The sequence below is a fragment of the Rhodococcus sp. SJ-3 genome, from assembly GCF_051918125.1.
Lineage (GTDB): Bacteria > Actinomycetota > Actinomycetes > Mycobacteriales > Mycobacteriaceae > Rhodococcus.
On record NZ_CM123306.1, the window covers coordinates 2328723 to 2353699 of the forward strand.

18 protein-coding genes are annotated in these 24977 nt (G+C 64.9%); 9 read left to right on the plus strand and 9 right to left on the minus strand.

Annotation, left to right across the window (positions count from 1 at the left end):
• Window positions 1–18: 18 nt before the first annotated feature.
• Together ACTDXD_RS10740 and ACTDXD_RS10745 are read right to left on the minus strand one after the other, a co-directional pair.
• Window positions 19–4062 carry a molybdopterin-dependent oxidoreductase gene (locus ACTDXD_RS10740; RefSeq protein WP_440127019.1) on the minus strand — a complete coding sequence of 1348 codons (4044 nt, stop codon included), beginning with the start codon at window positions 4060–4062 and terminating at the stop codon, window positions 19–21.
• Window positions 4063–4204: 142 nt separating this feature from the next.
• Window positions 4205–5659: a CCA tRNA nucleotidyltransferase gene (locus tag ACTDXD_RS10745; RefSeq protein ID WP_440127020.1), complete on the minus strand. Its 1455-nt coding sequence runs from the start codon at window positions 5657–5659 to the stop codon at window positions 4205–4207.
• Window positions 5660–5773: 114 nt separating this feature from the next.
• Here ACTDXD_RS10745 and ACTDXD_RS10750 point away from each other — a divergent pair, with 114 nt between their 5' ends.
• Genes ACTDXD_RS10750 through ACTDXD_RS10770 form a run of 5 tightly spaced genes read left to right on the plus strand, consistent with a single transcriptional unit; the run spans window position 5774 to window position 14103 of the window.
• Window positions 5774–6379 (plus strand): NUDIX hydrolase, encoded by a 606-nt coding sequence (locus ACTDXD_RS10750; RefSeq protein WP_440127021.1) that lies wholly within the window; start codon window positions 5774–5776, stop codon window positions 6377–6379.
• On the plus strand, window positions 6376–8769 hold the full coding sequence (locus ACTDXD_RS10755) for a glycoprotein (RefSeq protein WP_440127022.1): 2394 nt from the start codon (window positions 6376–6378) through the stop codon (window positions 8767–8769). Before ACTDXD_RS10750 ends, ACTDXD_RS10755 begins: the two co-directional genes overlap by 4 nt.
• Window positions 8766–12695: a murein biosynthesis integral membrane protein MurJ gene (gene murJ, locus ACTDXD_RS10760; protein ID WP_440127023.1), complete on the plus strand. Its 3930-nt coding sequence runs from the start codon at window positions 8766–8768 to the stop codon at window positions 12693–12695. The genes ACTDXD_RS10755 and murJ overlap by 4 nt, the downstream gene beginning before the upstream one ends.
• A 46-nt stretch (window positions 12696–12741) precedes the next feature.
• Entirely contained in the window at window positions 12742–13341 is a 600-nt protein-coding gene (gene sigM / locus ACTDXD_RS10765) for an RNA polymerase sigma factor SigM (RefSeq protein WP_440127024.1), read from the plus strand.
• Between the two features lie 54 nt (window positions 13342–13395).
• Window positions 13396–14103, plus strand: a complete 708-nt coding sequence (locus ACTDXD_RS10770; RefSeq protein ID WP_440127025.1) for a hypothetical protein — start codon at window positions 13396–13398, stop codon at window positions 14101–14103.
• A 10-nt stretch (window positions 14104–14113) separates the two neighbouring features.
• On the opposite strand, the gene ACTDXD_RS10775 is transcribed toward ACTDXD_RS10770, so the two are convergent.
• Complete coding sequence (locus ACTDXD_RS10775; RefSeq protein WP_440127026.1) at window positions 14114–14671, minus strand: helix-turn-helix domain-containing protein; 558 nt, start codon at window positions 14669–14671, stop codon at window positions 14114–14116.
• Between the two features lie 100 nt (window positions 14672–14771).
• Here ACTDXD_RS10775 and ACTDXD_RS10780 point away from each other — a divergent pair, with 100 nt between their 5' ends.
• The 4 genes from ACTDXD_RS10780 to ACTDXD_RS10795 all read left to right on the plus strand — a co-directional run bounded on the left by ACTDXD_RS10780 (window position 14772) and on the right by ACTDXD_RS10795 (window position 18822).
• Window positions 14772–15974, plus strand: a complete 1203-nt coding sequence (locus ACTDXD_RS10780; RefSeq protein WP_440127027.1) for an NADH:flavin oxidoreductase — start codon at window positions 14772–14774, stop codon at window positions 15972–15974.
• 205 nt (window positions 15975–16179) lie between these two features.
• The gene (gene trxB / locus ACTDXD_RS10785; RefSeq protein WP_440127028.1) at window positions 16180–17145 is read left to right on the plus strand and encodes a thioredoxin-disulfide reductase; all 966 of its coding nucleotides are present in this window, start codon (window positions 16180–16182) and stop codon (window positions 17143–17145) included.
• Window positions 17146–17202: 57 nt separating this feature from the next.
• On the plus strand, window positions 17203–17526 hold the full coding sequence (gene trxA / locus ACTDXD_RS10790; RefSeq protein ID WP_169689071.1) for a thioredoxin: 324 nt from the start codon (window positions 17203–17205) through the stop codon (window positions 17524–17526).
• Window positions 17527–17643: 117 nt separating this feature from the next.
• Window positions 17644–18822: an N-acetylmuramoyl-L-alanine amidase gene (locus ACTDXD_RS10795; protein ID WP_440127029.1), complete on the plus strand. Its 1179-nt coding sequence runs from the start codon at window positions 17644–17646 to the stop codon at window positions 18820–18822.
• A gap of 63 nt (window positions 18823–18885) precedes the next feature.
• On the opposite strand, the gene ACTDXD_RS10800 is transcribed toward ACTDXD_RS10795, so the two are convergent.
• From ACTDXD_RS10800 to yidC, 6 genes are all read right to left on the minus strand, one after another.
• The gene (locus ACTDXD_RS10800) at window positions 18886–19578 is read right to left on the minus strand and encodes a GNAT family N-acetyltransferase (protein WP_440127030.1); all 693 of its coding nucleotides are present in this window, start codon (window positions 19576–19578) and stop codon (window positions 18886–18888) included.
• Window positions 19579–19633: 55 nt separating this feature from the next.
• Window positions 19634–20845, minus strand: a complete 1212-nt coding sequence (locus tag ACTDXD_RS10805; protein ID WP_440127031.1) for a ParB/RepB/Spo0J family partition protein — start codon at window positions 20843–20845, stop codon at window positions 19634–19636.
• Window positions 20842–21816 (minus strand): ParA family protein, encoded by a 975-nt coding sequence (locus tag ACTDXD_RS10810; protein WP_440127032.1) that lies wholly within the window; start codon window positions 21814–21816, stop codon window positions 20842–20844. Before ACTDXD_RS10810 ends, ACTDXD_RS10805 begins: the two co-directional genes overlap by 4 nt.
• A 651-nt stretch (window positions 21817–22467) precedes the next feature.
• On the minus strand, window positions 22468–23145 hold the full coding sequence (rsmG, locus tag ACTDXD_RS10815; RefSeq protein WP_440127033.1) for a 16S rRNA (guanine(527)-N(7))-methyltransferase RsmG: 678 nt from the start codon (window positions 23143–23145) through the stop codon (window positions 22468–22470).
• 107 nt (window positions 23146–23252) lie between these two features.
• The gene (locus tag ACTDXD_RS10820; protein ID WP_169689077.1) at window positions 23253–23795 is read right to left on the minus strand and encodes a Jag family protein; all 543 of its coding nucleotides are present in this window, start codon (window positions 23793–23795) and stop codon (window positions 23253–23255) included.
• Between the two features lie 22 nt (window positions 23796–23817).
• Complete coding sequence (yidC, locus tag ACTDXD_RS10825) at window positions 23818–24924, minus strand: membrane protein insertase YidC (protein WP_440127034.1); 1107 nt, start codon at window positions 24922–24924, stop codon at window positions 23818–23820.
• Window positions 24925–24977 lie beyond the last annotated feature (53 nt).

Sequence of the window (24977 nt, forward strand, 5' to 3'; positions counted from 1 at the left end):
CAGGAAATCGGGATTCGTTCAGTACACGTCGCGCACATAACGCTTCTGCGCGATGAGCCCGTCGATATACGCAGTCGCCTGGTCCTGGTCGAGCCGGCCGTGGGCCTGCACCACGTCGCGCAGAGCGGTGTCCACGTCTTTCGCCATCCGGGCGGCATCACCACAGACGTAGAAGTGGGCACCGTCCTCCAGCCAGCGCCACAGACGCGCACCGTGTTCACGCATGCGGTCCTGCACGTAGATCTTCTGTCGCTGATCACGGGAGAAGGCGAGGTCGAGCCCGGTGAGGAATCCGTCCGAATGCATCGCCTCGATCTCATCGCGGTACAGGTAATCGGTCTCGATTCGCTGGTCGCCGAAGAACAGCCAGTTACGTCCCGTGTGTCCGGACTCTCGACGGTCGTGGAGGAAGGCACGAAACGGCGCGATCCCCGTCCCCGGACCCACCATGATCATCGGTGTGTCCGGCGACGAGGGCGGCCGGAAGTGGTTGCTGCGCTGCACGAAAATCGGGATGTCTACGCCCTTGCTGTGGTCGGCGAGGAAACTCGAGCACACCCCTGCGCGGCCACGACCCGCGTTGTCGTACCGCACCACCGACACGGTCAACTGCACTTCACGAGGATTCACCTTGGGGCTCGACGAGATCGAATACATGCGGGGCTGGAGACGTTCGAGCAACGGCAGCCATTCGTCCAGGGGTGCTTTGAAAGGATATTCGGCGATGACGTCCATCGCCTGCTTACCCCACAGCCAACGCTGCAGTTCGAGCTTGTTGCCGGGGCGGAGAAGTTTCGCGAGTTCGGCGCTTCCGGTCTGGTATTGCACGAACTTCAGCAGGTCCGGTGTCACCCGGGTGATATCGAGGTGCCGTGTCGCGGCTTCGCGCAGCGGGATCGTCGGGAGTCCCGGGATCTCGGTGGGTGCCTCCGCGTCGAGAACGGTGACCTGAAGCCATTCGTCCACGGTGTCCGGACGATTGGTGGGCACCACACCGAGTGCATCGCCCGCGCTGTATTCGAACGCAGGATCGAACAGTTCGAATCCGAACTGACGCACCTCCTTGGACGAACCCGCACCACTGAGGCAGGTATTGCGAGTGAGCCGCGTGATCAGCGGCGATTTTCGCGAGTAGGACGGTGCTGCCGGTACCGGTGCGGCAGCAGGCCCTGCACGTCCCGGAGCGCCATCGAAGTGCAGCTCGATCTCGCTGAGCCACTGCGCCGACCGCGCCTCGTAGTCGGGCTCGCAGTCGACGCGGGAGACGAGAGCGGTTGCGCCGAGCTCGGCCAGCCGCTCATCGAGCTTTCTGCCGAATCCGCAGAAGTCGTCGAAACTCGAATCACCGTACGCAAGAATCGCATACCGCATTCCCGCGAGATCGGGAGCGTCGTCGCGGGTCAACGCCGCGAAGAAGGTGCTGCCGTTGTCGGGAGCGTCGCCGTCGCCGAACGTGCTCGCGACGACAAGCAGATTCGGGACATCGATCAGGCCTGCAACGCCCAAATCGTTCAACGACATCGACCGCACTGCGCAGCCTGCAACTCGGAGGCGTGCGGCGCACGTTCCGGCGAACTCCTCGGCGTTGCCGGTCTGCGACGCCCACGCGACGACGACGGGTGTCCCTTCGCTTTCGCCGGCAGGATCGGTGGACTCGGGCCCTCGCGACAAGGCTCCTGCCAGCAGACCCTCGATCCATGTGCGCGTCGACGCAGAGAACGGCGCCGATGCAGGCAGCACCGGGACACCGCCGAAATCACTCGAACGAATTCCTGCGAGCATGCCGGACAGGTAGATTCGTTCGGTCTCATCGAGCGGAGGCGCCTCGATATCGAGACCGATCGCCGACGCGACACGACCTGCGGGGTCGTCGATGACCTGTTCCGGCGAGTCCACCTTCGCCAACGCGACAGCACACACCTTGAATTCGGGCTGGTGAGATAGGGGATCGGTTGCGTCGTTGGTCACGGCGTTGATCGCGAGGTCCTCGCCGAACTTGTCGTTCCAATGGAACGGTGCGAAGCAGTTGCCCGGGCCCACGCGGTCGGTGACCACCGCGGGAAGCACCGCACGTCCACGACGCGAGGTGATCTCGACGCGATCTCCGTCGGTGATCGCCAGTCGCTGCGCGTCGTACGGGTTCACTTCGACGAACGGGCCGGGCTCCAGCTTGTTGAGCTTGGCGACCCGTCCGGTCTTCGTCAGGGTGTGCCATTGATGCTGGACCCGTCCGGTATTGAGGATCAGTGGGTAGTCGTCGTCGGGCAGTTCGGCGGCAGGCGCGTACGGACGCGGGAAGAAGCGGGCCCGTCCGTCCGGGGTGGCGAACACGTATCGGGGTGCGGTGCCGTCATCGCGGACGAGCTGCGGCCGGACGGTGCCGTCGTTGAGATAGCGGATGGGATTGCGCGCGGCTCCTCCGGGCGGGCACGGCCACTGCACCGGCGTCCGGCGCAACCGGTCGTAGGTCACTCCACGCAGGTCGTATCCGGTGTCCGGGTTCGCGAACCCGACGATCTCCTCGAAGATCTCGTCGGCACTCGAGTAGTCGAAGGCGCTGCCGAATCCCATCGCGGTGGCGACCCGGGCAATGATCTCCCAGTCGGGAACAGCGTCGCCGATCGGATCGACGGCCTGACCGATGAGATTGAGTGTTCGGTCAGAACCTATTGTCACGTAGTCTGATTCGGACCACAGTGCGGCGGGAAGCAGGATATCTGCGTAATCGGCGGTTTCCGTTTCGGCGAAACTGTCCTGCAGGATTACGAGTTCGGCCTTCTCGAGACCCTCGAGAACGGTCTTGCGGTTGGCGACGGTCGCTACGGGGTTGGTGCAGATGATCCAGCAGGCCTTGATCCCCCCGGCAGCCATCTTTTCGAACATGTCGATCGTGCCGGTCCCCACCTCGGTCCGCAACGTGCCGCGGGGGAGGCCCCACTGTTCTTCGACGAACACGCGATCCGCCTCCGAGAGCACACTGCGCTGACCTGGCAGACCCGGTCCCATGTAACCCATTTCGCGTCCGCCCATGGCATTGGGCTGGCCGGTGAGGGAGAACGGGCCGCTGCCGGTCCGGCAGATCGCACCGGTCGCGAGATGGAGATTGCAGATCGCGTTTGTGTTCCACGTGCCGTGGATGCTCTGGTTGAGCCCCATGGTCCAGCAGCTCATCCAATTGCCTGCTTCACCGATCCACTGCGCCGCGGTCCGGATGTCACCTTCGTCGATTCCCGTGACCTGTGCGACTGCCTCCGGCGGATAGTCGGCGAGGAATTCTTCCATCGCGGCCCAGCCATCGGTGTGATCGTCGATGAACTTCCGATCTACGTGACCGTTTTCGACGATGAGGTGCAGCAGGCCGTTGAGTAGGGCGAGATCGGTGCCGGGGGAGATCCGCAGGAACAGGTCGGCCTTGTCGGCAGTCGCTGTGCGGCGTGGGTCGACGACGATCAACTTCGCCCCGGCCTTGACACGATCCATCATCCGCAGAAACAGGATCGGATGGCAATCGGCCATGTTGGAACCGATCACGAAGAACACGTCGGCGTGGTCGAAGTCCTCGTACGAGCCGGGTGGTCCGTCCGATCCCAGCGACTGCTTGTAACCGGTGCCTGCGCCTGCCATGCACAATCGCGAGTTCGATTCGATCCCGTTGGTGCCGATGAAGCCCTTCGCGAGTTTGTTGGCCAGGTACTGCGACTCGAGAGACATCTGCCCCGACACGTAGATCGCGACGGCGTCGGGACCGTGTTCGTCGATGATGGCGTTCAGGCGACGCGCGGTGTCCGAAATCGCGGTCTCCAGCGCCACCGGGGCGTGATCGGCACCGCGTTCCGGGCGTACACGCGCGGTCTCGAGTCGGCCACCTCCGGCGAGCATCGCGGCGCTCGTCGCGCCTTTCGTGCACAGACGGCCCCGGTTGGTGGGGTGTTCCTTGTCTCCGTATGCGTCGAGCACACGGCGAGTCCCGGTGCTCGGGTCGACGCCGACCTCGAGGACCATCCCGCATCCCACGCCGCAATACGAGCAGGCGGTTCTCACCAACGCGCTCGCGTCCTGCATTTCCAGCTCCTGCCCGGACCGTCTCGTGAATGGCCCGGTGTCCATGCTGCGGACACGGTGTTGCGGGAGGATCAAACGCGGTGAGCACGCTGTGACATCTGGCTCACGAGTCCGCACAAACTGTGTGAGGAGCCGGAAACACTCACGCCTTCGGTTGCTGATCCCACCATTTCAGGAGCTCGGCCTCGGCCTCGTCCCGATCGAGCGGCCCGCGGTCGAGGCGCAGGTTCTTGAGGAACTTCCACGCCTTACCGACCTGGGGCCCTGCGGGGATCCCGAGCAGTTCCATGATCGCGTTGCCGTCGAGATCCGGACGGACCCGTGCCAGATCCTCCTGCTCGGCGATCACGGCGATGCGCTGCTCGAGATCGTCGTAGGTGGCCTGCAACGATGCGGCCCTGCGCTTGTTTCGGGTGGTGCAGTCGGCACGCACGAGCTTGTGGAGCTTCGGGAGAAGGTGCCCGGCATCGTGCACGTAGCGACGCACCGCCGAGTCCGTCCACTGTCCCTTGCCGTATCCGTGGAACCGCAGATGCAAGAACACGAGCTGCCCCACGTCCTCGACCATCTGCTTCGAGTACTTCAGCGCTCGCATCCGCTTGCGGACGAGCTTCGCGCCGACCACCTCGTGGTGGTGGAAGCTCACCCCGCCGCCCGGCTCATTGCGTTTGGTGCCCGGCTTACCGATGTCGTGCAGGAGCGCTGCCCAGCGCAGCACCAGATCCGGGTCGCCGTCTTCGAGGTCGATCGCCTGTTTCAGAACGGTGAGCGAATGCCAGTACACGTCCTTGTGCTGGTGATGCTCGTCGATTTCGAGTTTCATCGCCGGGATCTCGGGAAGCACGCGCTGCGCCAGTCCCGTTTCGACCATCACATCGATGCCCTCGATGGGGTAGGTACCGAGAATGAGTTTGTCGAGTTCGGCCTGGACGCGTTCGGCGCTGATCCGCAGGATCTCGTCGGCCATCTCGACGATCGCCGTGTGCACCCGCTCGGTGAGGGTGAATCCGAGCTGCGAGACGAAACGTGCGCCGCGCAGCATCCGCAGCGGATCGTCGTGGAAGGAGTCCTCGGGCCGCGCCGGAGTGTCGAGCACTCCCGCGACCAGCGCGTCCATCCCGCCGAGTGGGTCGACGAACTCGCCGGCACCGTCGGGGCCGATCCGGACTGCCATCGCGTTGACGGTGAAGTCACGGCGCACCAGATCGTCCTCGAGCCGGGTGCCGTACTTGACGATGGGATGGCGGGTCACACGGTCGTACGCGTCGCTGCGGAAGGTGGTGATCTCGATCTGTTCGGGGCCCTTCGACGCGCTCACCGTTCCGAAGTCGATTCCGGTGTCCCACTGATGGTCGGCCCAACCGCGAAGAAGTTCCTGCACGAGTTCGGGGCGGGCGTCGGTGGTGAAGTCGAGGTCGGTGCCCAATCTCCCCAGCACGGCATCGCGAACACTGCCTCCCACCAGGTACAGCTCGTGGCCCGCCTCGGCGAAACGTGCCCCGAGAGGAGCCAGGACATCCGAGAGTGCACGCAGCGTCGAGTCGGCGCTTGCGAGCAGTCGGGCGCGGCGATCGGCGTCCGCGGTGGGAGAGTTCACGCCTCCGGACTTTACCGAGCTGCCCGTGCTCCTGGTCGGACAGGCACCGACGTGTGGTTGAACCGGACCCGCGGTTGAAACAGCACGGTGGCCGTTACAACTACTATCGATCAGGTGTCGCCCGCAGAACGTGCCAACCGCAACCGCCGCAATCCGCGGCGGCGTGGTTCGGGCGGCAAACCACCTGTGCGGGGGGGTGCCGCGGCTGCGGCTTCGACGCCGCACGCGCGGATGCGCACCGTGCGGGAGACCTCCGCCGGTGGTCTCGTCGTCGACGGACTCGGCGGCCCGACCGACCAACTGTGCGCTGCACTGATCGGTCGCACCGACCGCCGCGGACGCCTGCTGTGGTCGCTGCCGAAGGGCCACATCGAGAAGGGTGAGACAGCGGAAGAAACCGCTATGCGCGAAGTCCACGAGGAGACCGGCGTGCGCAGCAAGGTCCTCGCCGAGCTCGGCAGCATCGACTACTGGTTCGTGACGGAAGGACGACGAGTCCACAAGACCGTTCATCATTATCTGCTCCGTTATCTCGGAGGTGAGCTCTCCGACGCCGACATCGAGGTCACCGAGGTTGCCTGGGTCCCACTGACCGAATTGCGGACGCGGCTCGCGTACGCGGACGAGCGGAAACTCGCCGATATCGCCGATCAGCTCATCGCCGACATCGACCCCGCCTGGCTGAAGGACGCCGACGATCCGGGGGCCGCGCTCGGATGACGGTGGTGTTCTCACGGGCCTGCGCCGCGGTCCTCGCTGCGATTGCGCTGGCCCTCGTAGCTCTGGTCGGGCCGGTCCCCGGCTCCGCAATTGCCCAGACGACCGACGAACCACAGTTCCTCCGCCTCGACATCGACCAGGTCACCCCGTCGGCGGTGTCCCTGACCAGCGGTCCGGTCGTGTCGGTGACCGGCACTGTCACCAACATCGGCGATCGCGATGTCGAAGACGTCTGGGTGCGCCTGCAGCGTGCACAGGCCGTCGCGGATTCAGCGACCCTACGCAGCGCATTGACCCTTGATCAGGCCGGATACGACACGGTCGGGGAGTTCGAGGTGGTCAGCGATCGTATCGGGCAGGGAGACACCGAGGAATTCACTCTCGAACTGCCGCTTCGCTCCGATCTCGTCCCCTCCCTCGACATCACCGAGCCGGGTGTGTACCCGCTGCTCGTCAACGTCAACGGTGTCCCCGAATACGGCGGCCAGGCGCGCCTCGACGACGCCCGGTTCCTGCTTCCTGTCCTGGGGGTGCCCGCCGCGGACGAGGTCGGCACCGGCACCGATGAGAGCACCGACACGAGCGGCGCTACCTCGCTCGGGGAAACGTCCGCCGAAGCCGGGGAGAAGGAATTCCCCGCGATAGCGCCCGAGGGATCGACGCCCGTCCCGACCACCGTGCTCTGGCCACTCGCCGATCGACCCCGGATAGCAGCGGGAGTACCCGGATCGGCAACCGATCCGGTCCGTCTCGTCGACGACGATCTTGCAACCTCGCTGGCCGAAGGCGGTCGCCTCGACGGGTTGCTCCGTGTCGCAGAAGAGGTCGTGCAGAACGAGCAGCAGGTCGGCGACGCAATGTGTCTCGCGATCGACCCGGACCTGCTGGTCACGGTCGCGAACATGACACGCGACTATCTGGTGGTTGCCGATCCCGCCGACCCGATCGGCGTCGCAGAGCCCGGCACGGGCACCGGCGCGGCAATCTCATGGCTCGAGCGGTTGCGGGCCCTCTCGGCGCGGATGTGCACAACCGCCGTGCCGTATGCCCAGGCAGACCTCACGGCGCTCGCCGAGACCGGCGATGCATCACTGATCGAATCCGCGCTCACCTCGCCCACCGAGATCATCGACACGACCCTGGGTATCTCTTCCGTTGGCTCGGTGGTCTGGCCCGACTCCGGCGTGCTCACCGAAAAAGCAGGAACGATGATCGCGGCGAACGGTCCGGTGACCGCGTTGCTCGCCGACGACGCCGTGCAGAAGACCGATGCCGGCGCGTCGGGTGTCCGCATCAGCGGCGTGGACGGACTCACAGCGGGCCTGTTCGACAGTGCCGCGGGTGCTGCACTCGCTGCCATGGGCGACGATCCGCAGACACCCTCGTACGTGCCCGAATCGTCGCGCTACACACTCACCGACGATTCGACGACTGCCCGACTCCAGGACGCGCTCGGCGCCATCGCCTGGCCAGCCCTGAATTCGTCGTCGGAGTCGGCATCATCGGCCGGGCCGGATTCGCTGGTGCTCGCGCCGCCACAGGTGTGGTCCGTATCCGCCGACGATGCTGCCCGGGCCCTGTCCATGGTGTCGACCCTGATGAAATCAGGACTCGCAACGGCGCAGCCGTTCCAGTCGATGCTCTCTGCCGCCGCTGCGACCGGCAGCGACCCGGTCACGTCACTGCTGACGTATCCGGAACAGGCGATCACCGACGGTGCGCCCGCGTCGGTGGTTCACGAGGCATCCGCACAGATGCCGCGTCTCGACGGGCTGGAGAATGCCTTCGTCGAAGACCCGCAGGCCCAGCTCACCCCGAGTGCGTTCACCGCGCCGCTGCGGAACGACATGCTGCGCTCGATGACGCTGGCCGGGCGGCGCGGCACCGATCCGGATGCGGCCGCCGCAGCCGCCGAACTGCGAGCGACGGAAGTGCGTGAGGCCGTCGATCGGATGTTCGACTCGGTCACGGTGCTCGCGCCGGGCGGCGTCTTCACTCTCACGTCGGAGCAGAGCCCGCTGCTGCTCGTGGCCCGCAACGATCTCCCGGTGGGCATCACCGTCCGGTTGCATGTCGACGTGCCCGCCGCAATGGACATCACCGACATCGGCCCCACCCAGCTGCCGCCGAGAGGGAGCCGCACCCTCACGGTGCCTGCCGAGATCAGCGACTCGAGAAAGATCGAGGTCGAGTTCGCGCTCACGACCGAGTCCGGTCTGTCACTCGGCAGCCCCACGCAGGTCACGGTACGTTCCAATGCGTACGGCCAGATCCTCGCCATCGTCACAGGCTGTGCGGGAGCACTCCTGTTGTTCCTGGCGGGGCGGAGACTTCTGCACAGGTTCCGGGGGGAGCCGGATCCGGCCGATGAACGATTGGGAGAGAAATGACCGGGAACCCCACCCGCACCGGTACCGGGGGCACCACCGGTCGCAGTGACCATCAGGGACCGACGAGGGAGCATCAGGGACCGACGAGCTCCCCGGATCTCACGGGTCCGACGACGTCTCCCGACCTCACCGGGGCGCCTCGATCCGGCAGGGCGCAGAGCCTGCTCGCCGCGACCGGGTCGATCGCGATCGCCACCCTGATCAGTCGCATCACGGGCTTCCTCAAGCAGCTCCTCATCCTCACGTTGCTCGGCGCCGGGGTCGCGAGCTCGTTCACGGTCGCTCACCAGATCCCGAACATGATCTCCGAGCTCGTGCTCGGAGCCGTGCTCACCTCGATCGTGGTGCCGGTTCTCGTCCGCGCCGAACGGGAGGATCCCGACGGCGGTGAGGCCTTCATCCGGCGGTTGTTCACTGCCGCGCTGGTGCTCCTCGGCACCGCGACGGTGCTTGCCGTCGCAGCGGCCCCGCTTCTGACGACACACGTCTTCCTCGACGATTCGGGGGAGGTCTCGACGTCGCTGACCACGGCGCTGTCGTATCTGCTGTTGCCCGCGATCGTGTTCTACGGGATGTCAGGCCTGTTCACAGGCATCCTCAACACCCGGCAAGTGTTCAAGCCCGGCGCGTGGGCGCCGGTGCTCAACAATATCGTCGTGCTGTCCGTGCTCGTTCTGTACTACCTGATGCCGGGCGAGATCACTCTCGACCCGGTACGAATGAGCGATCCGAAACTGCTGGTCCTCGGGATCGGCGTGCTGCTCGGTGTCGTCACTCAGGCCATGAGTCTGGTCCCCGCGCTGCGCAGGGAAGGCGTCAACCTCAAGCCCCTGTGGGGGCTCGACGACCGGCTCCGCCAATTCGGCGGCATGGCCGCGGCGATCATCATGTACGTACTGATCAGCCAGGCCGGCATGGTCTTCGCGACACGGGTGTCGTCGGGCGCCGACGAAGCAGGCCCCGCCATCTACAACAATGCGTGGCTGCTCCTGCAGCTGCCCTACGGCGTGCTGGGCGTCACCGTGCTCACCGCGATCATGCCGAGACTGAGCCGAAACGCCGCCGACGGTGACACGCCCGCCGTCGTCGACGATCTTTCTGTCGCGACACGCCTGACGATGATCTCGCTCATCCCCATCGTCACCTTCCTCACGATCGCCGGACCCCAGATCGGCGAAGCGCTGTACGGCTACGGAAACTTCGGCAGCGGCAATGCCGAGCTGCTCGGTCGCGCGGTGAGCTGGTCTGCGTTCACGCTCATCCCGTATTCGCTCGTGCTGATCCATCTCCGCGTGTTCTATGCGAGAGAGCAGGCGTGGACGCCCACATGGATCATTCTGGGCATCACCGCTGTCAAGATCGGGTTGTCGGCGCTGGCACCGGTCATCGCGAGCAACGGCAGTCAGGTCGTCGTCTTCCTCGGGGTCGCAACGGGTATTGCCTTCACCGTCGGTGCGTTCATCGGCGGATTCCTGCTGCATCGCACACTCGGCAACCTGCAGATGGCGAATGTCGGGCGGACTGTTTGGCACGTGGTGTTCGCGTCGGCCGCCGCTGCCGCTGTGGTGTTGCTCGCCGACACACTGCTCCAGCTCGACGCACTGAGTGAGCGGTTCGGCGGGCTCGGTTCCTTTGTGCAGGTCGGCATCACCGGTGTCCTGATGGTCCTGGTCGCCCTCGTAGGCATGTGGTTGCTGAAGGTTCCGGAGATCCTGTCGATCGAAGCCATGATCCGGCGCAAGGTAGGTGCGCTGCGCGGCGCCGCACCGGACGACACGCCGGGACCTGCCGGCGCTCTCCCGACGTCACCGCCGCCGACCGGGCCACTCCCCGCCCCTCGCCGCTACGACTATCCCGAAACCGATGTGGAGCGCACCGTTGTGCTCCCACGTATCGACTACGGGGAGTACGGAGTCGGGCCGTATGACGCGATCACAGAGGTCATTCCCGCGGTTCGGGACTTGCCCCGTCCCGTCGATCGTCGGGCGCAACTCCCGTACCCTGGTCAACAGATTCGACCCGGGCGGCGTGGACCGCGATACTTCGTGGCTCCCGGCGATCCCCGCCTCCGTACAGATGGCGGACGAGTCGACAACGAAGGAGTAAGGGTGAGCGACGACCACGCTGCCGGCAAGTCCGCGCTCGATTCAGCGAACCGGAACAACACCGGCTCCGCTGCCGAAAGCTCGAAGGCCGCCGCCGGTTCGACGGGCGCCGCAAACCGTACCTCCGCGCCCGAGGCCCGGAACCCGGATGCCGGACGGCCGCGCGATCCCCACACCGACACGGGTGTCATCCCGATCGGTTCGCCGCAGCTGCCGCCGGTTCGGGTGTCGGGCAGCGCACCTCGTCGCACGATGCGCGGACCCGAGCTCATCGCGGGCGCATCGGTCGCGGGAGGACGCTATCGGCTGCTTGCTCCACACGGAGGTGCACGGGGACTGCGATTCTGGCAGGCGCTCGACGTCAAGCTCGACCGCGAAGTGGCTCTGACGTTCGTCGACGCCGACCAGCGAGCCGCCGATGCGAGCGGACCAGATTCTCCTCAGGCCGTGCTGTCCCGCTCGCTCCGACTCGGACGCATCAACTCGCCGGGTCTCGCACGAGTGCTCGACGTCGTCCGTGGTAGCTCGGGCGGCATCGTGGTCGCCGAGTGGACCCCGGGTCGGTCGCTGAAGGAAATGTCGACCACCGAGCCGTCACCGATCGGCGCGGCTCGTGCCGTGCGCGCGCTTGCCGCGGCAGCCGAAGCCACCCACCGCGGTGGCAGCGCATTGTCGATCGATCACCCCGACCGGATCCGCATCAGTGTCGCGGGCGACGCGGTGCTCGCGTTCCCTGCCACCTTCTCCGACGCCGACGCGATCTCCGACGTCCACGGCCTCGGCGCGACCCTGTACGGGCTGATCACCGGCCGGTGGCCGATCGACGAACCCGGTAACCCGGGTGCCCCCAAGGCAGCTCCGGCGCGCAGTGGTGGCACGGTCGGCGGAATGCCGATCGCGGAGCGCGGTCCCGACGGTGTTCCCGTCGAACCTCGCGCGATCCGTCCGGATGTCCCCTTCGAAATCTCCGCGGTCGCGGTGCGTGCGCTGTCCACCGACGGTGGTATCCGGACGGCCGCGACGGTGCAGCACATCCTCGACCAGGCGTCGGTGGTCGACCAGAAGACCGACATGATCCCCGCGCTGCGACTCGGACAACGAACGGCAGCCGCGGAGAACCATGCCCTCGCCGATCCGGAAGCGCTCGCGCAGAAGAAGAAGCATTCCGAGCGGATGCTCATGGCGCTCGTCGGACTCGGCATCGTCACCGTGATCATCCTCGCGTTGATCGGCTGGTGGATCACCAATCTTCTTGCCGGCGATACCAACGATGCGCCGTTGACCAGTCAGGAATTCGGGCTCACCCCGACGTCCGAGGCTCCGGTGACCGCGGGCTCGGGTGAAGGTGCAGAATCCGCGGCACCGATTGCTCCGGTGGCCGCCGGACCGGTCGCCGCGACGTCGGTTACGGTGTTCTCTCCGCAGGGCACCCCCGATTCTCCGGCGACCGCATCGCAGGCCATCGACGGCGATCCGAGCACCGAGTGGAGCACCGACGCCTACTTCGATCCGTTCCCGTCGCTCAAGAACGGTGTGGGCCTGCTGGTCACACTCGCCGACACTTCCACGCTGTCGTCGGTGACCGTCACGACGGATTCGCCCGGAACGGTGCTCGAGGTGCGCAGTGCGCCGTCGGCTCAGTCGTCTCTTGATCAGACCCAGGTGATCGGTTCTGCCACACTCGATTCGGGCGCGACCGAGATTCCGGTCGAGGCCGACGGTGGCACGTCGCATGTGTTGTTGTGGATCACCGATCTGAGCACCAGCGGCGGCGGCCACAAGAGCACGATCTCCGAGGTCACCTTCACCGCTGCGAAGTAGGCCCCGCACAGCGGGAATCATCCGGCAAATCGGATACCATCCGCGCGTGCGAATTTTCGGGGGGATCGCAAAAGTCGCTGTGCCCGACATCGGAGAGATGTCGGATGCAGAGTTGTTGTCGGCTCATGTCGGAGGGGACAGGGCCGCGTTCGAGGCGTTGATATCTCGGCACCGCGACCGTCTGTGGCAAGTGGCCAAGCGCACGAGTTACTCGGATGAGGACGCAGCCGATGCGATGCAGGATGCGATGCTCTCGGCGCACCGGATGGCGGCCACGTACCGAAATGATGCCGCCGTGCGAAGCTGGCTGCACTCCATCGTCGTCAACGCGTGCCTGGACCGCATTCGCCGCAATCGGGTACGTCCGAGCGCGGCACGCTATCCCGATGGTGTCGAGCAGATCCGCGATGAGCACAATCGAATTTCCGATCTCGAGATCACCCTCGACGTGCAGGCCGCGTTGTTCGCGCTCCCACCCGAGCAACGCGCTGCGGTGGTGGCCGTCGACGTCGAAGGCTATTCGGTGAAGGAAGCAGCACGCAGGCTCGGTGTCCCCGAGGGCACTATCAAGAGCCGCTGCGCCCGCGGGCGAAAGAAACTTGCCTTCGTTCTCGACGACCTTCGATTCAGAGGGAACCGATCGTGAACCGCGTACGTCCTACTCTGGTGAGGGCACCCGAGCCGCCGAGGAGGAATGCGTATGAACGAGGACGAGTTTCCACGTCCGCCGTACTCCGACGACCTACTCGCTGATCTCCACGCCGGGGCATTGGACAACGAACTGGCCGATCGGCTGTGGCCGATCGTAAGGCAGGATCACCACGCCATGGCCGTGATCGACCGGCTCGATGCCGTGCAAGCACGATTACGCGCGTGGGGTGATGAACCCGCTGCCGAACCCATACCGCACGATGTCGCACTGCGTCTCGACGCGACGCTGCACAGCCTCGGACGGCATCACGGAGAGAGGCGGCTCGACCGACGGGCCCTTGCGGTGGCGGGTATCGGTGCCGCGGCGGTCCTCGCGGTCGTGTTCGCTCTCGTCTTCCGCGGAATCGGTGCTGCCGAGGACTCCGTCGGACCACCGCTCGCATCCGGTACCTCACCGTCGCAGGATGATTCCCCTCTCGGGGAGAACGCACTGACCCCGGCGTCCTTGCGAGAGATCGTCGGCTCCACCGGCCTCGGGCCGCTGTCCGAGATGAATCGCCTGGGAGACTGTCTGTCGGCGAACGGATTCCATCCGGGCAGCCGGATTCTCGGTTCGCGCGAGATCCGGGTGGGCAATTCCGATGCCATCGCAATTCTGCTCGGCGGACCGCAGTCACCGCAGATCACGGCACTCGTGGTGGGCACGGGGTGCGGAGCCACCGATCCCGCGACGATCCAGGTCGAAGTTCTGGGGTGATTCCGATAGGTCAGCCTTCGGCCGCGGGCAGCAGCAACTCGAGGATCCTTGCTCGTAATTCCGGGGTGTCGTCTTCAGCGGCGATGAGCCCTGCAAAGAGCGCCGAGCCCGCCGCCATGACCAGGATCGCGCGGGCATCGATCTCGGAGTCGTGACCCGTCTCGCCGGCGAACAGGGCCGTACTCGGCCCACTGAATGTGCGCCACAGCGCGTTCCGGAGGTCGTCGTGATCACGTAGTGCGGCAAGTAGCCCGGGCAGGGCAGCACGCACATCGGGTCGGGAGAAGAGTTCCACACTGCCGGTGACGACCCATTCGATCCAGCCCCGGCGATCGATCCCCGTGTACGGCTCGAGATCAGGTGCCGCTCCGAGCAGCGCGTGGAGAACCAGGTGTGCCTTGGTGGGCCAGCGCCGCGTCAAGGTCGCGCGGCCGACACCGGCGCGTGCGGCGAGTGCACGCATACTCAGTCCGTCCCAGCCGACCTCGACGAGCATCGCTCGGGTAGTGGCCAGCACTTCGGCGTCGATTCGAGGGTCGCGGGGACGCCCGGGAGCAGCATCGGACATACAGTCTGCATTTCTCTTCGGACGGATCGTGGCGTCAGCGGCGCCGCGCGCGTTATAGTCGGATTCTAATTACGGTACCACTGGCATCGAAAGTAGGGGCATGACTTCGCCGCGACCCACCGTCTTCGAGCCCGCCCGGCTCGGACCTCTCACCCTCCGCAACCGAATCATCAAAGCCGCCACGTTCGAAGGCGTCATGCCTCGTGGAGCAGTCAGCGATGAACTCATCGAGTTCCACGCCGAAGTCGCGCGAGGCGGAACAGCGCTGACCACCGTCGCCTACTGCTCGGTGTCCGCAAGCGGTCGCGTCCACCGCGACACGCTCGTTCTCGACAGCGCATCCGTTCCCGGCCTTCGGCGCCTCACCGATGCCGTCCACGCCGAGGGGGCACTCGCGTCCGCGCAGATCGGTCACGCCGGCCTCGTCGCCAACCAGATCTCGAACGGCATGAGCACCCTCGCCCCGTCGACGCGGATCAGCGCACCCGCAATGGGTCTCGTCCGCGGCGCATCGCTCGCGCAACTCGACGACATCGTCGAATGCTACGCATCAGCGGCCCGCCATGCGGTCGATGCGGGCTTCGACGCGGTCGAGGTCCATCTCGGCCACAACTACCTCCTGAGCTCTTTCATGAGCCCGAACCTCAACAAGCGCAAGGATTGCTACGGCGGCAGTATCGCCAACCGCACCGCATACCCGCGCCGGGTGCTCGAGGCGGTACGACGCGCGGTGGGGGACAAGATCGCCGTCATCGCGAAGTTCAACATGACAGACGGAGTCCCCCAGGGGTTATGGCTCGACGAGTCGCTGCCCATGGCACGACTCATCGAATCCGACGGCCACATCGACGCGATGCAACTCACGGGCGGCAGCTCGCTCCTGAACGGCATGTACTTCTTCCGCGGCGACGTCCCGATGAAGGAATTCGTCGCGTCGCAAGCCAAGGTTGTCGGGTGGGGCCTGAAACTCTACGGCCCGAAGATCTTCCCGAAACTTCCGTTCGAGGAGGCCTTCTTCCTGCCGATGGCCCGCCAGTTCCGGTCGGAGCTGTCGCTGCCGCTGATCCTGCTCGGCGGCATCAACCGCCTCGACACGATGGAGACCGCTCTGGACGAGGGGTTCGAGTTCGTCGCGATGGGTCGAGCGCTACTGCGTGACCCGGATGTGGTCGACAAGTTCCGCAATGCGACCGCGCACGAGGGGCTGTGCATCCACTGCAACAAGTGCATGCCGACCATCTACACCGGCACCCACTGCGTCATCCGCAGAACCTTGGAGGACGCCCCCACGACGACTGTCTGAGGTCCGTCGCGCACCGGCCTGATCGGGCGCTTCGGAGGACGGCGCGGGATCGTCCGCAGCAACTGTGGCGTGAGGCACGGCGAGCAGGGAACAACACCGTTTACCCTGGTGTTGATACTTGAAGCTCGGCCGTGGCCTCACCTGCACGGACGACTGTGGCCGCTGACTGCGTCCCACCCACAGCACCCGACCCAGGAAGGTTCGCATGACGACTTCGCCCACGATCCACGACCTCATCATCGTCGGCTCGGGACCGGCCGGATACACCGCCTCGATCTATGCGGCTCGTGCCGAACTCTCGCCGCTCGTGTTCGAAGGAACCCAGTTCGGTGGCGAACTCATGACCACCACCGAGGTCGAGAACTTCCCGGGCTTCCGCGAAGGGATCATGGGCCCAGAGCTGATGGATCAGATGCGTGAACAAGCTCTGCGATTCGGCGCGGATATCCGCACCGAAGACGTCGAAGAGATGGATCTGCGGGGCCCGATCAAGACCGTCGTCGCGAACGGCGAGACCTACAGCGCCCGCGCGGTCATCCTCGCGATGGGCGCCGAGCCTCGCTACCTGGGGGTGCCGGGGGAGGAGAAACTCCTCGGCCGCGGTGTTTCCGCGTGTGCCACGTGCGACGGCTTCTTCTTCCGTGATCAGGACATCGCCGTCGTCGGTGGCGGCGACTCGGCCATGGAAGAGGCCACGTTCCTCACCCGCTTCGCACGAAGCGTCACCCTCATCCACCGGCGCGAAGAGTTCCGCGCTTCGAAGATCATGCTCGAGCGTGCACGCGCGAACGAGAAGATCCGCTTCCTCACCAATGCGACCGTCGCCGAGGTCCAGGGTGAGAACAGCGTCACCAACCTCGTCATCGAAGACACTGTGACGGGCGAGCGCAGCGATCTCGCCGTGACCGGTCTGTTCGTCGCCGTCGGCCACGATCCGCGGAGTTCGCTGGTCGCGGGCCAGGTCGGTCTCGACGACGAAGGCTATGTGCTGGTCTCCGCACCCGGTACGGCGACATCCGTGCCCGGCGTCTTCGCAGCCGGCGATCTCGTCGACCACACGTACCGCCAGGCGATCACTGCCGCGGGCACGGGCTGCTCCGCTTCCATCGACGCCGAACGCTGGCTCGTCGCCAATCGCGAAGCGGCCGAGCCGGTCGCTGCCCAGGCATAGAACACCGGGCATAGAGCGCCCTTCTCGATCCCAACCATCACTGCGCAGGAGAACAACATGGCAAACACCGTCAACATCACCGACTCGTCCTTCGTCGAAGACGTACTGCAGGCCGACAAGCCTGTGCTCGTCGATTTCTGGGCGACGTGGTGCGGTCCCTGCAAGATGGTTGCCCCGGTCCTCGAGGAAATCGCGGGGGAGCACGGCGAGAAGCTGACTGTCGCCAAGCTCGACATCGATGCCAACCCTTCGTCTGCACGCGACTACCAGGTGATGTCCATCCCCACGATGATCCTGTTCTCCGGTGGCAAGCCCGTGAAGACGATCGTCGGGGCGAAGGGGAAAGCGGCGTTGCTCCGGGAGCTCGACGAGGTCCTGTAGTAACGTCCCAGGATCGAGCGCCCGTGGACATGGTCCCGGGCGTATCTGAGACAATTCCGTTCGATGCTGCCCCGCGCGTGCTGGGCACTCCGGTCAGCACGGAAAGGCCCCCGACACATGCGCCCTCTTCGTCACGGCGATCACGGCCCTGCTGTAGCCGAGATCAGGAACACCCTGGCCGGATTGGGGTTTCTTCACGGCGGAGCCGAGGTCGCCGACGAGTGGGTCGGCTCCGACGTCACCTTCGATCATGAGCTCGACGGTGCCGTTCGCGCCTTCCAGCAGCAGCGTGGTCTGCTCGTCGACGGCATCGTCGGCCCGGCAACATATCGGTCGCTGAAGGAAGCGTCGTACCGTCTCGGTGCACGCACACTGATCTATCAGCTGTCGGCGCCCCTCTACGGGGACGACGTCGCAGCACTGCAGACGCGCCTTCAGGATCTCGGGTTCTACGTGGATCGGGTCGATGGATACTTCGGCCCCCGCACCCACTCCGGTCTCAGCTCGTTCCAGAAGGAGATCGGTCTCGCACCCGATGGCATCTGCGGACCCGAAACTCTGCGGGCACTCGAGCTCCTCGGCACGCGAGTGTCGGGGGGGTCGCCGCACGCCATCAGTGAGGAAGAGATCGTCCGGCGGTCCGGTCCTCAGCTCAGCGGCAAACGGATCGTCATCGACCCGGGCCTCGGTGGTAATCACCACGGGATCGTTCTCCGCAGCCCGCACGGCACCATCTCGGAAGCGGACATCCTGTGGGATCTCGCTCGCAGGCTCGAAGGGCGCATGGCGGCCACCGGCATGGAGACTTTCCTGTCGAGGCCCTATCACGCGAACCCGACAGACATCGAGCGCGCCGGTACCTCCAACGCGTTCGGCGCCGACCTGATGATCTCGCTGCGCTGCGACGCGAGTTCGAATCCGGTGGCAAGCGGAATCGCCAGTTTCCACTACGGCAATTCGCACGGCTCCGAATCGATGATCGGCCAGGTCCTCACCGGGTACATCCAGCGTGAGATCGTCGCGCGCACACCTCTCCAGGATTGCCGCAGCCACGGACGAACCTGGGATCTTCTGCGGCTGACGAATATGCCCACGATCCAGATCGATCTCGGCTACCTCACCAACGCACACGACGCGATGGTGCTCGCCGACCCACGTCACCGCGACACGATCGCCGAGGCGGTACTCATCGCGGTCAAGCGCCTGTACCTGCTCGGTCAGGACGACCAGCCGACCGGGACGTACACCTTCGCCGAGTTGCTCGCAGAAGAGCTGTCGATCACCGAGACGCGGTAAGTCTCACTCGCAAAATGGAGAGGCCCCCTCGCTGAGGGGGCCTCTCCATTTTGCGTGAGGACGCTACTGCACACCCACCGTCGCCCTGCCTGCAAAATCCTCGACCGTGATCGATGCGGCCTCGATCAACCGATCCAAGGCAGCTTCGACCTCTTCCTTCCAGCCGTGGTCGCGGTCGAGCTCGAGTCGCAGGCGCGGATACCGGTGATGAGGCGCGACCACATCGAACCCCATGTCCTCGAGGAAATCAGCGGAGATCATGCACTCGTGCGGCGAGCAGGTGTTCGCTGCCGTTGCCGACGGCGTGTCACCGAGCGAATCCGCTACAGTGTCCGCTCTTATACCGAACGCTTCGAGCGCACGCACATTCCGCCGTACGAGATCGTCCACGACGGCGCGAATCAGGTCGGCCCCCACCGCGAGTCCCTGGGCATGCGGTTCGATCCGCATGGTTGTCAGGAGAATCGCGTCGGCACTCACCGGCGAAGTGGGAAACAACTGTGCCCGGGGAACCATATTGGGCGGCGCGTAGAACGCGCACGCGGCCACTTTGTCGCCGACGGTCGCGATCTGCGCGCAGGAACCCCATTGCAGCATGACCGTCGACAGCCACGCCTCCTTCTCGAACTCTGGGTCCGAAAATCCGCGCGCCTCATCGACAGTGTCGGGATCCATCTCCCAGAACACACACCGCCGGGAGTGCCGCGGCAACCGATCGATACCACTCAACGAGAGCGGTGTGACTCGTGTCGACACGCGATTCCTTCGCCTCCACCTCTGGTCTAGACAGCCGTCCTGCTCCGGTGGGGAGTCAAGAAGGGTTCTGACGGGCGCCCGGCTGCTGCGATTCCATCAGGGTCACGATGCGTTCGAGATCGTCGACCGACCCGAACTCCACCACGATCTTGCCCTTCCGCTTGCCGAGACTGACGGTGACGCGGGTATCGAACGACGACGACAGCCGTTCAGCGACGTCCTGTAATCCGGGCATCTGGATCGGCTTCCGCCGCACAGGAGCCGCCACGTCGGGTGTGCCTGCCCGATTCGCGAGGACGACGGCTTCCTCGGTGGCACGTACCGACATACCTTCGGCCACGATGCGCGCGGCGAGCACTTCCTGGGCATCCGCTCCGGCCTCGAGGGAGAGCAGTGCGCGAGCGTGACCCGCCGAGAGCACCCCCGCCGCGACACGACGCTGGACGGCAATGGGAAGTTTGAGAAGCCGGATCATGTTGGTGACCACGGGACGCGAGCGGCCGATGCGTGCTGCGAGTTCCTCGTGGGTGACTTCGAACTCTTCGAGCAACTGTTGGTACGCTGCGGCCTCTTCGAGCGGATTGAGCTGCACGCGATGGATGTTCTCGAGGAGCGCATCGCGGAGGAGCGCGTGGTCCTCGGTGTCGCGAACGATCGCGGAGATGGTTTCGAGCTCGGCCTGCTGCGCCGCGCGCCAACGCCGCTCGCCCATGATGAGCTGGAACCGGTCGTCGTCGATCCGGCGCACGACGATCGGCTGCATGAGCCCGAACTCGCGGATCGAGTGGACGAGCTCACCCAGCGCCTCCTCGTCGAACACCTGACGCGGCTGCTTCGGGTTCCGCTCGATGCGGTCGATCGGGATCTCGAGGTACACCGCCCCGGTGGGGGAGGGGAGGGGTTCGGCGGTGTCGGGTCGCTCCGACGCTTTCGTTTCCGTACCGGAGCCGGTCGAGTCGGGGCCGACAGGTTCGGAAGCTGCCGACTCGGTGTTCCCGGCGGCGGCCGGCGTCCCGTCACCGATGATCACATCGGCCGCTGCGGTCCCGAGGCCCGACGGGGAGATCGTGAAGCCGGAGCTACTTCCCGGACGCCGTGTCTGCGTCTTGATGACCGGCGACTTCTTCCCGGATGCGGAGGTGGCTGCATCCGTCTTGGTTGCGGTACCTGTGGCGGGTGCAGGATCGTCAGAGCTCTCGACGGGAGGGCCCGTCGGAATCAATGCCGCCAAACCGCGTCCAAGCCCACCCTTGCGTGTCGCACTCATCGGTTCCCCTGGTTGTCCTGAATCCCACGTGCCGCCAGTTCACGCCCTGCGTCGAGGTAACTCATTGCACCGCGCGAACCTGGATCGTAGTCGAGAACCGTCGTCCCGTATCCGGGAGCTTCGGAGACTTTCACACTGCGCGGGATCACCGACCGGAGCACCGCGGCGCCGAAGTGCTGACGGACCTCGGCTGCGACCTGATCCGCGAGCTTGGTCCGACCGTCGTACATGGTCAGAAGAACGGTCGACACGTGCAGCGCAGGATTGAGATGTGACTGTACGAGTTCGATGTTGCGGAGCAACTGGCCGACACCTTCGAGTGCGTAGTACTCGCACTGAATGGGGATCAGGACTTCCTTCCCAGCGACCAATGCGTTCACTGTGAGCAGCCCGAGCGACGGCGGACAGTCGATGATGACGTAGTCGTAGTCGCGGTCGCCGAGCGCTTCCTTCGTGATCGCATTGCGGAGCCTGTTCTCGCGCGCAACCATCGAAACGAGTTCGATCTCGGCACCCGCCAGATCGATCGTCGCCGGAATGCAGAAGAGTCGTTCACTGTGGGGACTCTGTTGCACGGCCTCCGCGGCAGTCACCTCACCGAGCAGAATCTCGTAACTCGACGGGATGCCGGAGTGATGGGGCACTCCCAATGCCGTGCTCGCATTGCCCTGAGGATCGAGGTCGATGACGAGGACGGTGAGCCCTTGGACCGCGAGGGCGGCGGCAAGGTTGACGGCCGTTGTCGTCTTACCGACTCCACCCTTCTGATTGGCGATGGTGAGGACGCGACGTTCACGTGGCTTGGGCAGTGCGTTTGCTTCACTCGGGTGCAGAACCTGACTCGCGCGATGCGCGGCCGCGCCGATCGGGGTGTCCATCGACGAGAAGGTATCGACGGGGACCGGAAAGAAGTCGTCTTCGTTTGCGACCTCGGTTTCACGTGAAACAGCGGATTCAGATCCACCCGACATAGAACGCTCCTTAAACATAGATCCGCTCGGTTCGCACGCTACATCCTTCACGCTTCCGATACTTGCTATGCGCGGCGGTTGCAGACGAAGACGTGGCCTCGCAAGGATTGCCCGGACGGGGGACCTACACAGCGCATCCCCGACACTTGAGGCGCATCCACTTCTTCGCTCGCGCTCAAGTATGTCAAAAGAACTCTCGGCAGTGTCGTTGACACCTCGTCGCCGCCCACACCTCGTCGCCGCCCACACCTCGTCGTCGTTGTTTCACGTGAAACGTACGTCCGCAGGTTTCACGTGAAACAACACCAAGGGACGCGCCGCTCTGTTTCACGTGAAACATGACCCACGAAGACCGAGCGCAGCGAGAGACCTCCGGACCCCAGGAGGTTGCGATCAGTACGGAAAAGGTTATGAACCAACGCAATTCGAGAATTGTCATCGAAAACTACTGCACAGCAACGCAATTCATGCACTGATGATAGTTCGCTGTAACGAGCCGACACGAATTGTCACAGTGACGAAAGCAATGCGGGGTATCGGGACACCCTCCCACACCACACTCTTGCGCGATGGAGTCACCAGAGCGGGACATTGCAGAACCCCTCCGGCCACAGCGGGGGAGGGGAGGGGTTCTGTTTCACGTGAAACCGGTCAGCGCTTCCGGCGTCGCTGAGGCTTAGCGATACGCTCCGCTTTCACCACAAGCGTGGGAACCTCGAGGAGATCAGCACCGCACTCGAGTACCTCGAGGTTTCCCGCTCCGAGCTTGGCAAGTTCATCGCGATCCCGCTCGATCTCTTCAGCCGCTGAACTTCCCTTGAGCGCGAGCATTCGCCCGCCCTCATGAATGAGGGGAATCGACCACTTCGCGAGTTTGGCGAGCGGAGCCACAGCCCGAGACGTGACCACATCGGCACCGCCCGCTTCGTGAACCACACCTGGCTGCTCGGCGCGGCCGCGCACCACGAGCACGTTCTCGAGACCGTGCGTCTCGACGAACTCCGCGAGATACACCGAACGCCGCAGCAACGGCTCGACGAGCGTCACCCGAAGATCGGGCCGGGCGATTGCAAGCGGAATACCGGGGAGGCCGGCCCCACTTCCGACATCCACAACTTTCTCGTCCGCTTCGATCAATTCACCGAGGACCGCGCAGTTGAGGATATGCCGTTCCCATAGACGTGGAACCTCGCGGGGGCCGATGAGTCCACGTTCGACACCGTCTGTCGACAACGACTCGTGGTAGCGCTGCGCAAGGTCGAATCGGTCACCGAAGACGCGGTGAGCGATTGCGAGAAGGTCGGACTCTTCGTGTTCCACGTGAAACATCCTCTCCCGTACACGGGTAGTGCAACAAACAATGGACCGACCTGTCGCGCCTACCGATGAAAAGAGGAGCCCGGGCCGGCCGGGCTCCTCTTCGAATCAACTGTTGATCAGTCTCGGATGATCACGACTCGCCGGTTGGGCTCAGCGCCCTCGCTCTCGCTGGACACACCGTCGATCTGAGCAACGGCATCGTGCACGATCTTGCGCTCGAACGGCGTCATCGGAGTCAGTTCCTCGCGCTCGCCTGATTCGAGAACCCGCTTGGCGGCCGACGTACCGAGAGCGCTCAGTTCGGACCGTTTGCCCGCGCGCCAGCCGGCGACATCGAGCATCAGCTTGCTGCGTTCACCGGTGGCCTGCTGAACTGCCAGTCGCGTGAGCTCCTGGAGCGCGTCCAGAACCTCGCCGCTCCGTCCCACGAGCTTGGACAGATCCTTGCCTCCGTCGATGCTGACCACCGCACGGTCGCCCTCGACGTCCAGGTCGATGTCGCCGTCGAAATCGAGTACGTCGAGCAACTGTTCGAGGTAGTCGCCGGCAATCTCGCCCTCTTCGATCAGATCATCGTCGTCATCCACGTCGAGTTCTGCATCCCGCGGCTCGGTAGTCACCTCGAGGTCCTCCTGTGCCTTGTCCAGGTCACTGGCCATATTCAGCTCTCTTCTACTTCGATCAGCGCCGCTTGCGCTTGGAGTTCTTGGGACGGCTGCCAGGCTTCGGTGTACTCGTGCCGGAAGTCTTTCCGCCCTGGGGATCGGTCTTCTTCAGCGACACATCCGGGGCCTGTGCGGCGTCATCGTTGGTCGATGAATCCTCGGACGAAGATTCGGCAGCCAACGGTGCGGCAGCTGCGCCGCCCTTCTTCTTGTTCTTGGTGGGCCGTGCCCCCGGCTTGGGTGCATTCTCGTTCCGGCGTGCAAGCGCCGCCTCACGCTTCGCTTCTTCCTCGCTGTCGATCCGCCGGAAGACGATGTGCTGCTGACCGTAGGTCCAGACGTTGTTGCTCACCCAGTAGAGGAGGATCGCGATGGGCAGGAACGGACCACCGACGAGCACACCCAGGGGGAATACGTACAAGGCCAGCTTGTTCATGATGGCGGCCTGAGGTGCGGCCGCAGCCTGAGCGCTCTGCCTGGCCACCGAAGCACGCGAGTTGAAGTGCGTAGCAATACCCGCGATCACCATGAGCGGGACCGCCACCATCGCGATGTCCCAGCGGGACGGCAGGTCTCCTCCGTCGACGGTGAAGGCCTGAAGTGATGCCATCGGCTGAGTGATCCACGACGAGATCGGCGCGTTGAAGATACGCGCGCTGAGGAACGACTGGACGTCCTCCGGGCTGAAGGCGTAGTTGCCGAGCTGTGCGTTCTCCTCCGGTGTCAGTCCGAGCTGACCGAGCCCCGTCCCTGTGCGGTTGAACGAGCGGAGCACGTGGAACAGACCGATGAACACGGGCACCTGCAGCAACATCGGCAGGCAACCCATCAAGGGGTTGAAACCGTGTTCCTTCTGCAGCTTCTGCATCTCGAGCGCTTGACGCTGGCGGTCGTTCGAATACTTCTTCTGCAACGCCTTGATCTGCGGCTGCAGTTCCTGCATCTGGCGCGTCGTGCGGACCTGCTTCACGAACGGCTTGTACAGGATGACGCGCAGGGTGAAGACGAGGAACACCACGGAGAGCGCCCAGGTCAGTCCGCTGTCGGGCGCCAACACGAAGGAGAAGGCTTTGTGCCAGACCCACAGGATCCAGGACACGGGATAGTAGATGAAGTCGAGCACGGCTCTAGGTACTCCTCTGGTCGTCCATGATCGCCACGCAACGGCGTCGGTCT

Bases quoted from the DNA above. Each gene is read 5' to 3' on its own strand.
- rsmG (WP_440127033.1), bottom strand. From the start codon at position 23,145: ATGTTTCACGTGGAACACGAAGAGTCCGACCTTCTCGCAATCGCTCAC.
- ACTDXD_RS10770 (WP_440127025.1), top strand. From the start codon at position 13,396: ATGAACGAGGACGAGTTTCCACGTCCGCCGTACTCCGACGACCTACTC.
- ACTDXD_RS10810 (WP_440127032.1), bottom strand. From the start codon at position 21,816: ATGTCGGGTGGATCTGAATCCGCTGTTTCACGTGAAACCGAGGTCGCA.
- ACTDXD_RS10780 (WP_440127027.1), top strand. From the start codon at position 14,772: ATGACTTCGCCGCGACCCACCGTCTTCGAGCCCGCCCGGCTCGGACCT.
- ACTDXD_RS10805 (WP_440127031.1), bottom strand. From the start codon at position 20,845: ATGAGTGCGACACGCAAGGGTGGGCTTGGACGCGGTTTGGCGGCATTG.
- ACTDXD_RS10755 (WP_440127022.1), top strand. From the start codon at position 6,376: ATGACGGTGGTGTTCTCACGGGCCTGCGCCGCGGTCCTCGCTGCGATT.
- murJ (WP_440127023.1), top strand. From the start codon at position 8,766: ATGACCGGGAACCCCACCCGCACCGGTACCGGGGGCACCACCGGTCGC.
- trxA (WP_169689071.1), top strand. From the start codon at position 17,203: ATGGCAAACACCGTCAACATCACCGACTCGTCCTTCGTCGAAGACGTA.
- trxB (WP_440127028.1), top strand. From the start codon at position 16,180: ATGACGACTTCGCCCACGATCCACGACCTCATCATCGTCGGCTCGGGA.
- ACTDXD_RS10740 (WP_440127019.1), bottom strand. From the start codon at position 4,062: ATGCAGGACGCGAGCGCGTTGGTGAGAACCGCCTGCTCGTATTGCGGC.
- ACTDXD_RS10820 (WP_169689077.1), bottom strand. From the start codon at position 23,795: ATGGCCAGTGACCTGGACAAGGCACAGGAGGACCTCGAGGTGACTACC.
- ACTDXD_RS10775 (WP_440127026.1), bottom strand. From the start codon at position 14,671: ATGTCCGATGCTGCTCCCGGGCGTCCCCGCGACCCTCGAATCGACGCC.
- ACTDXD_RS10795 (WP_440127029.1), top strand. From the start codon at position 17,644: ATGCGCCCTCTTCGTCACGGCGATCACGGCCCTGCTGTAGCCGAGATC.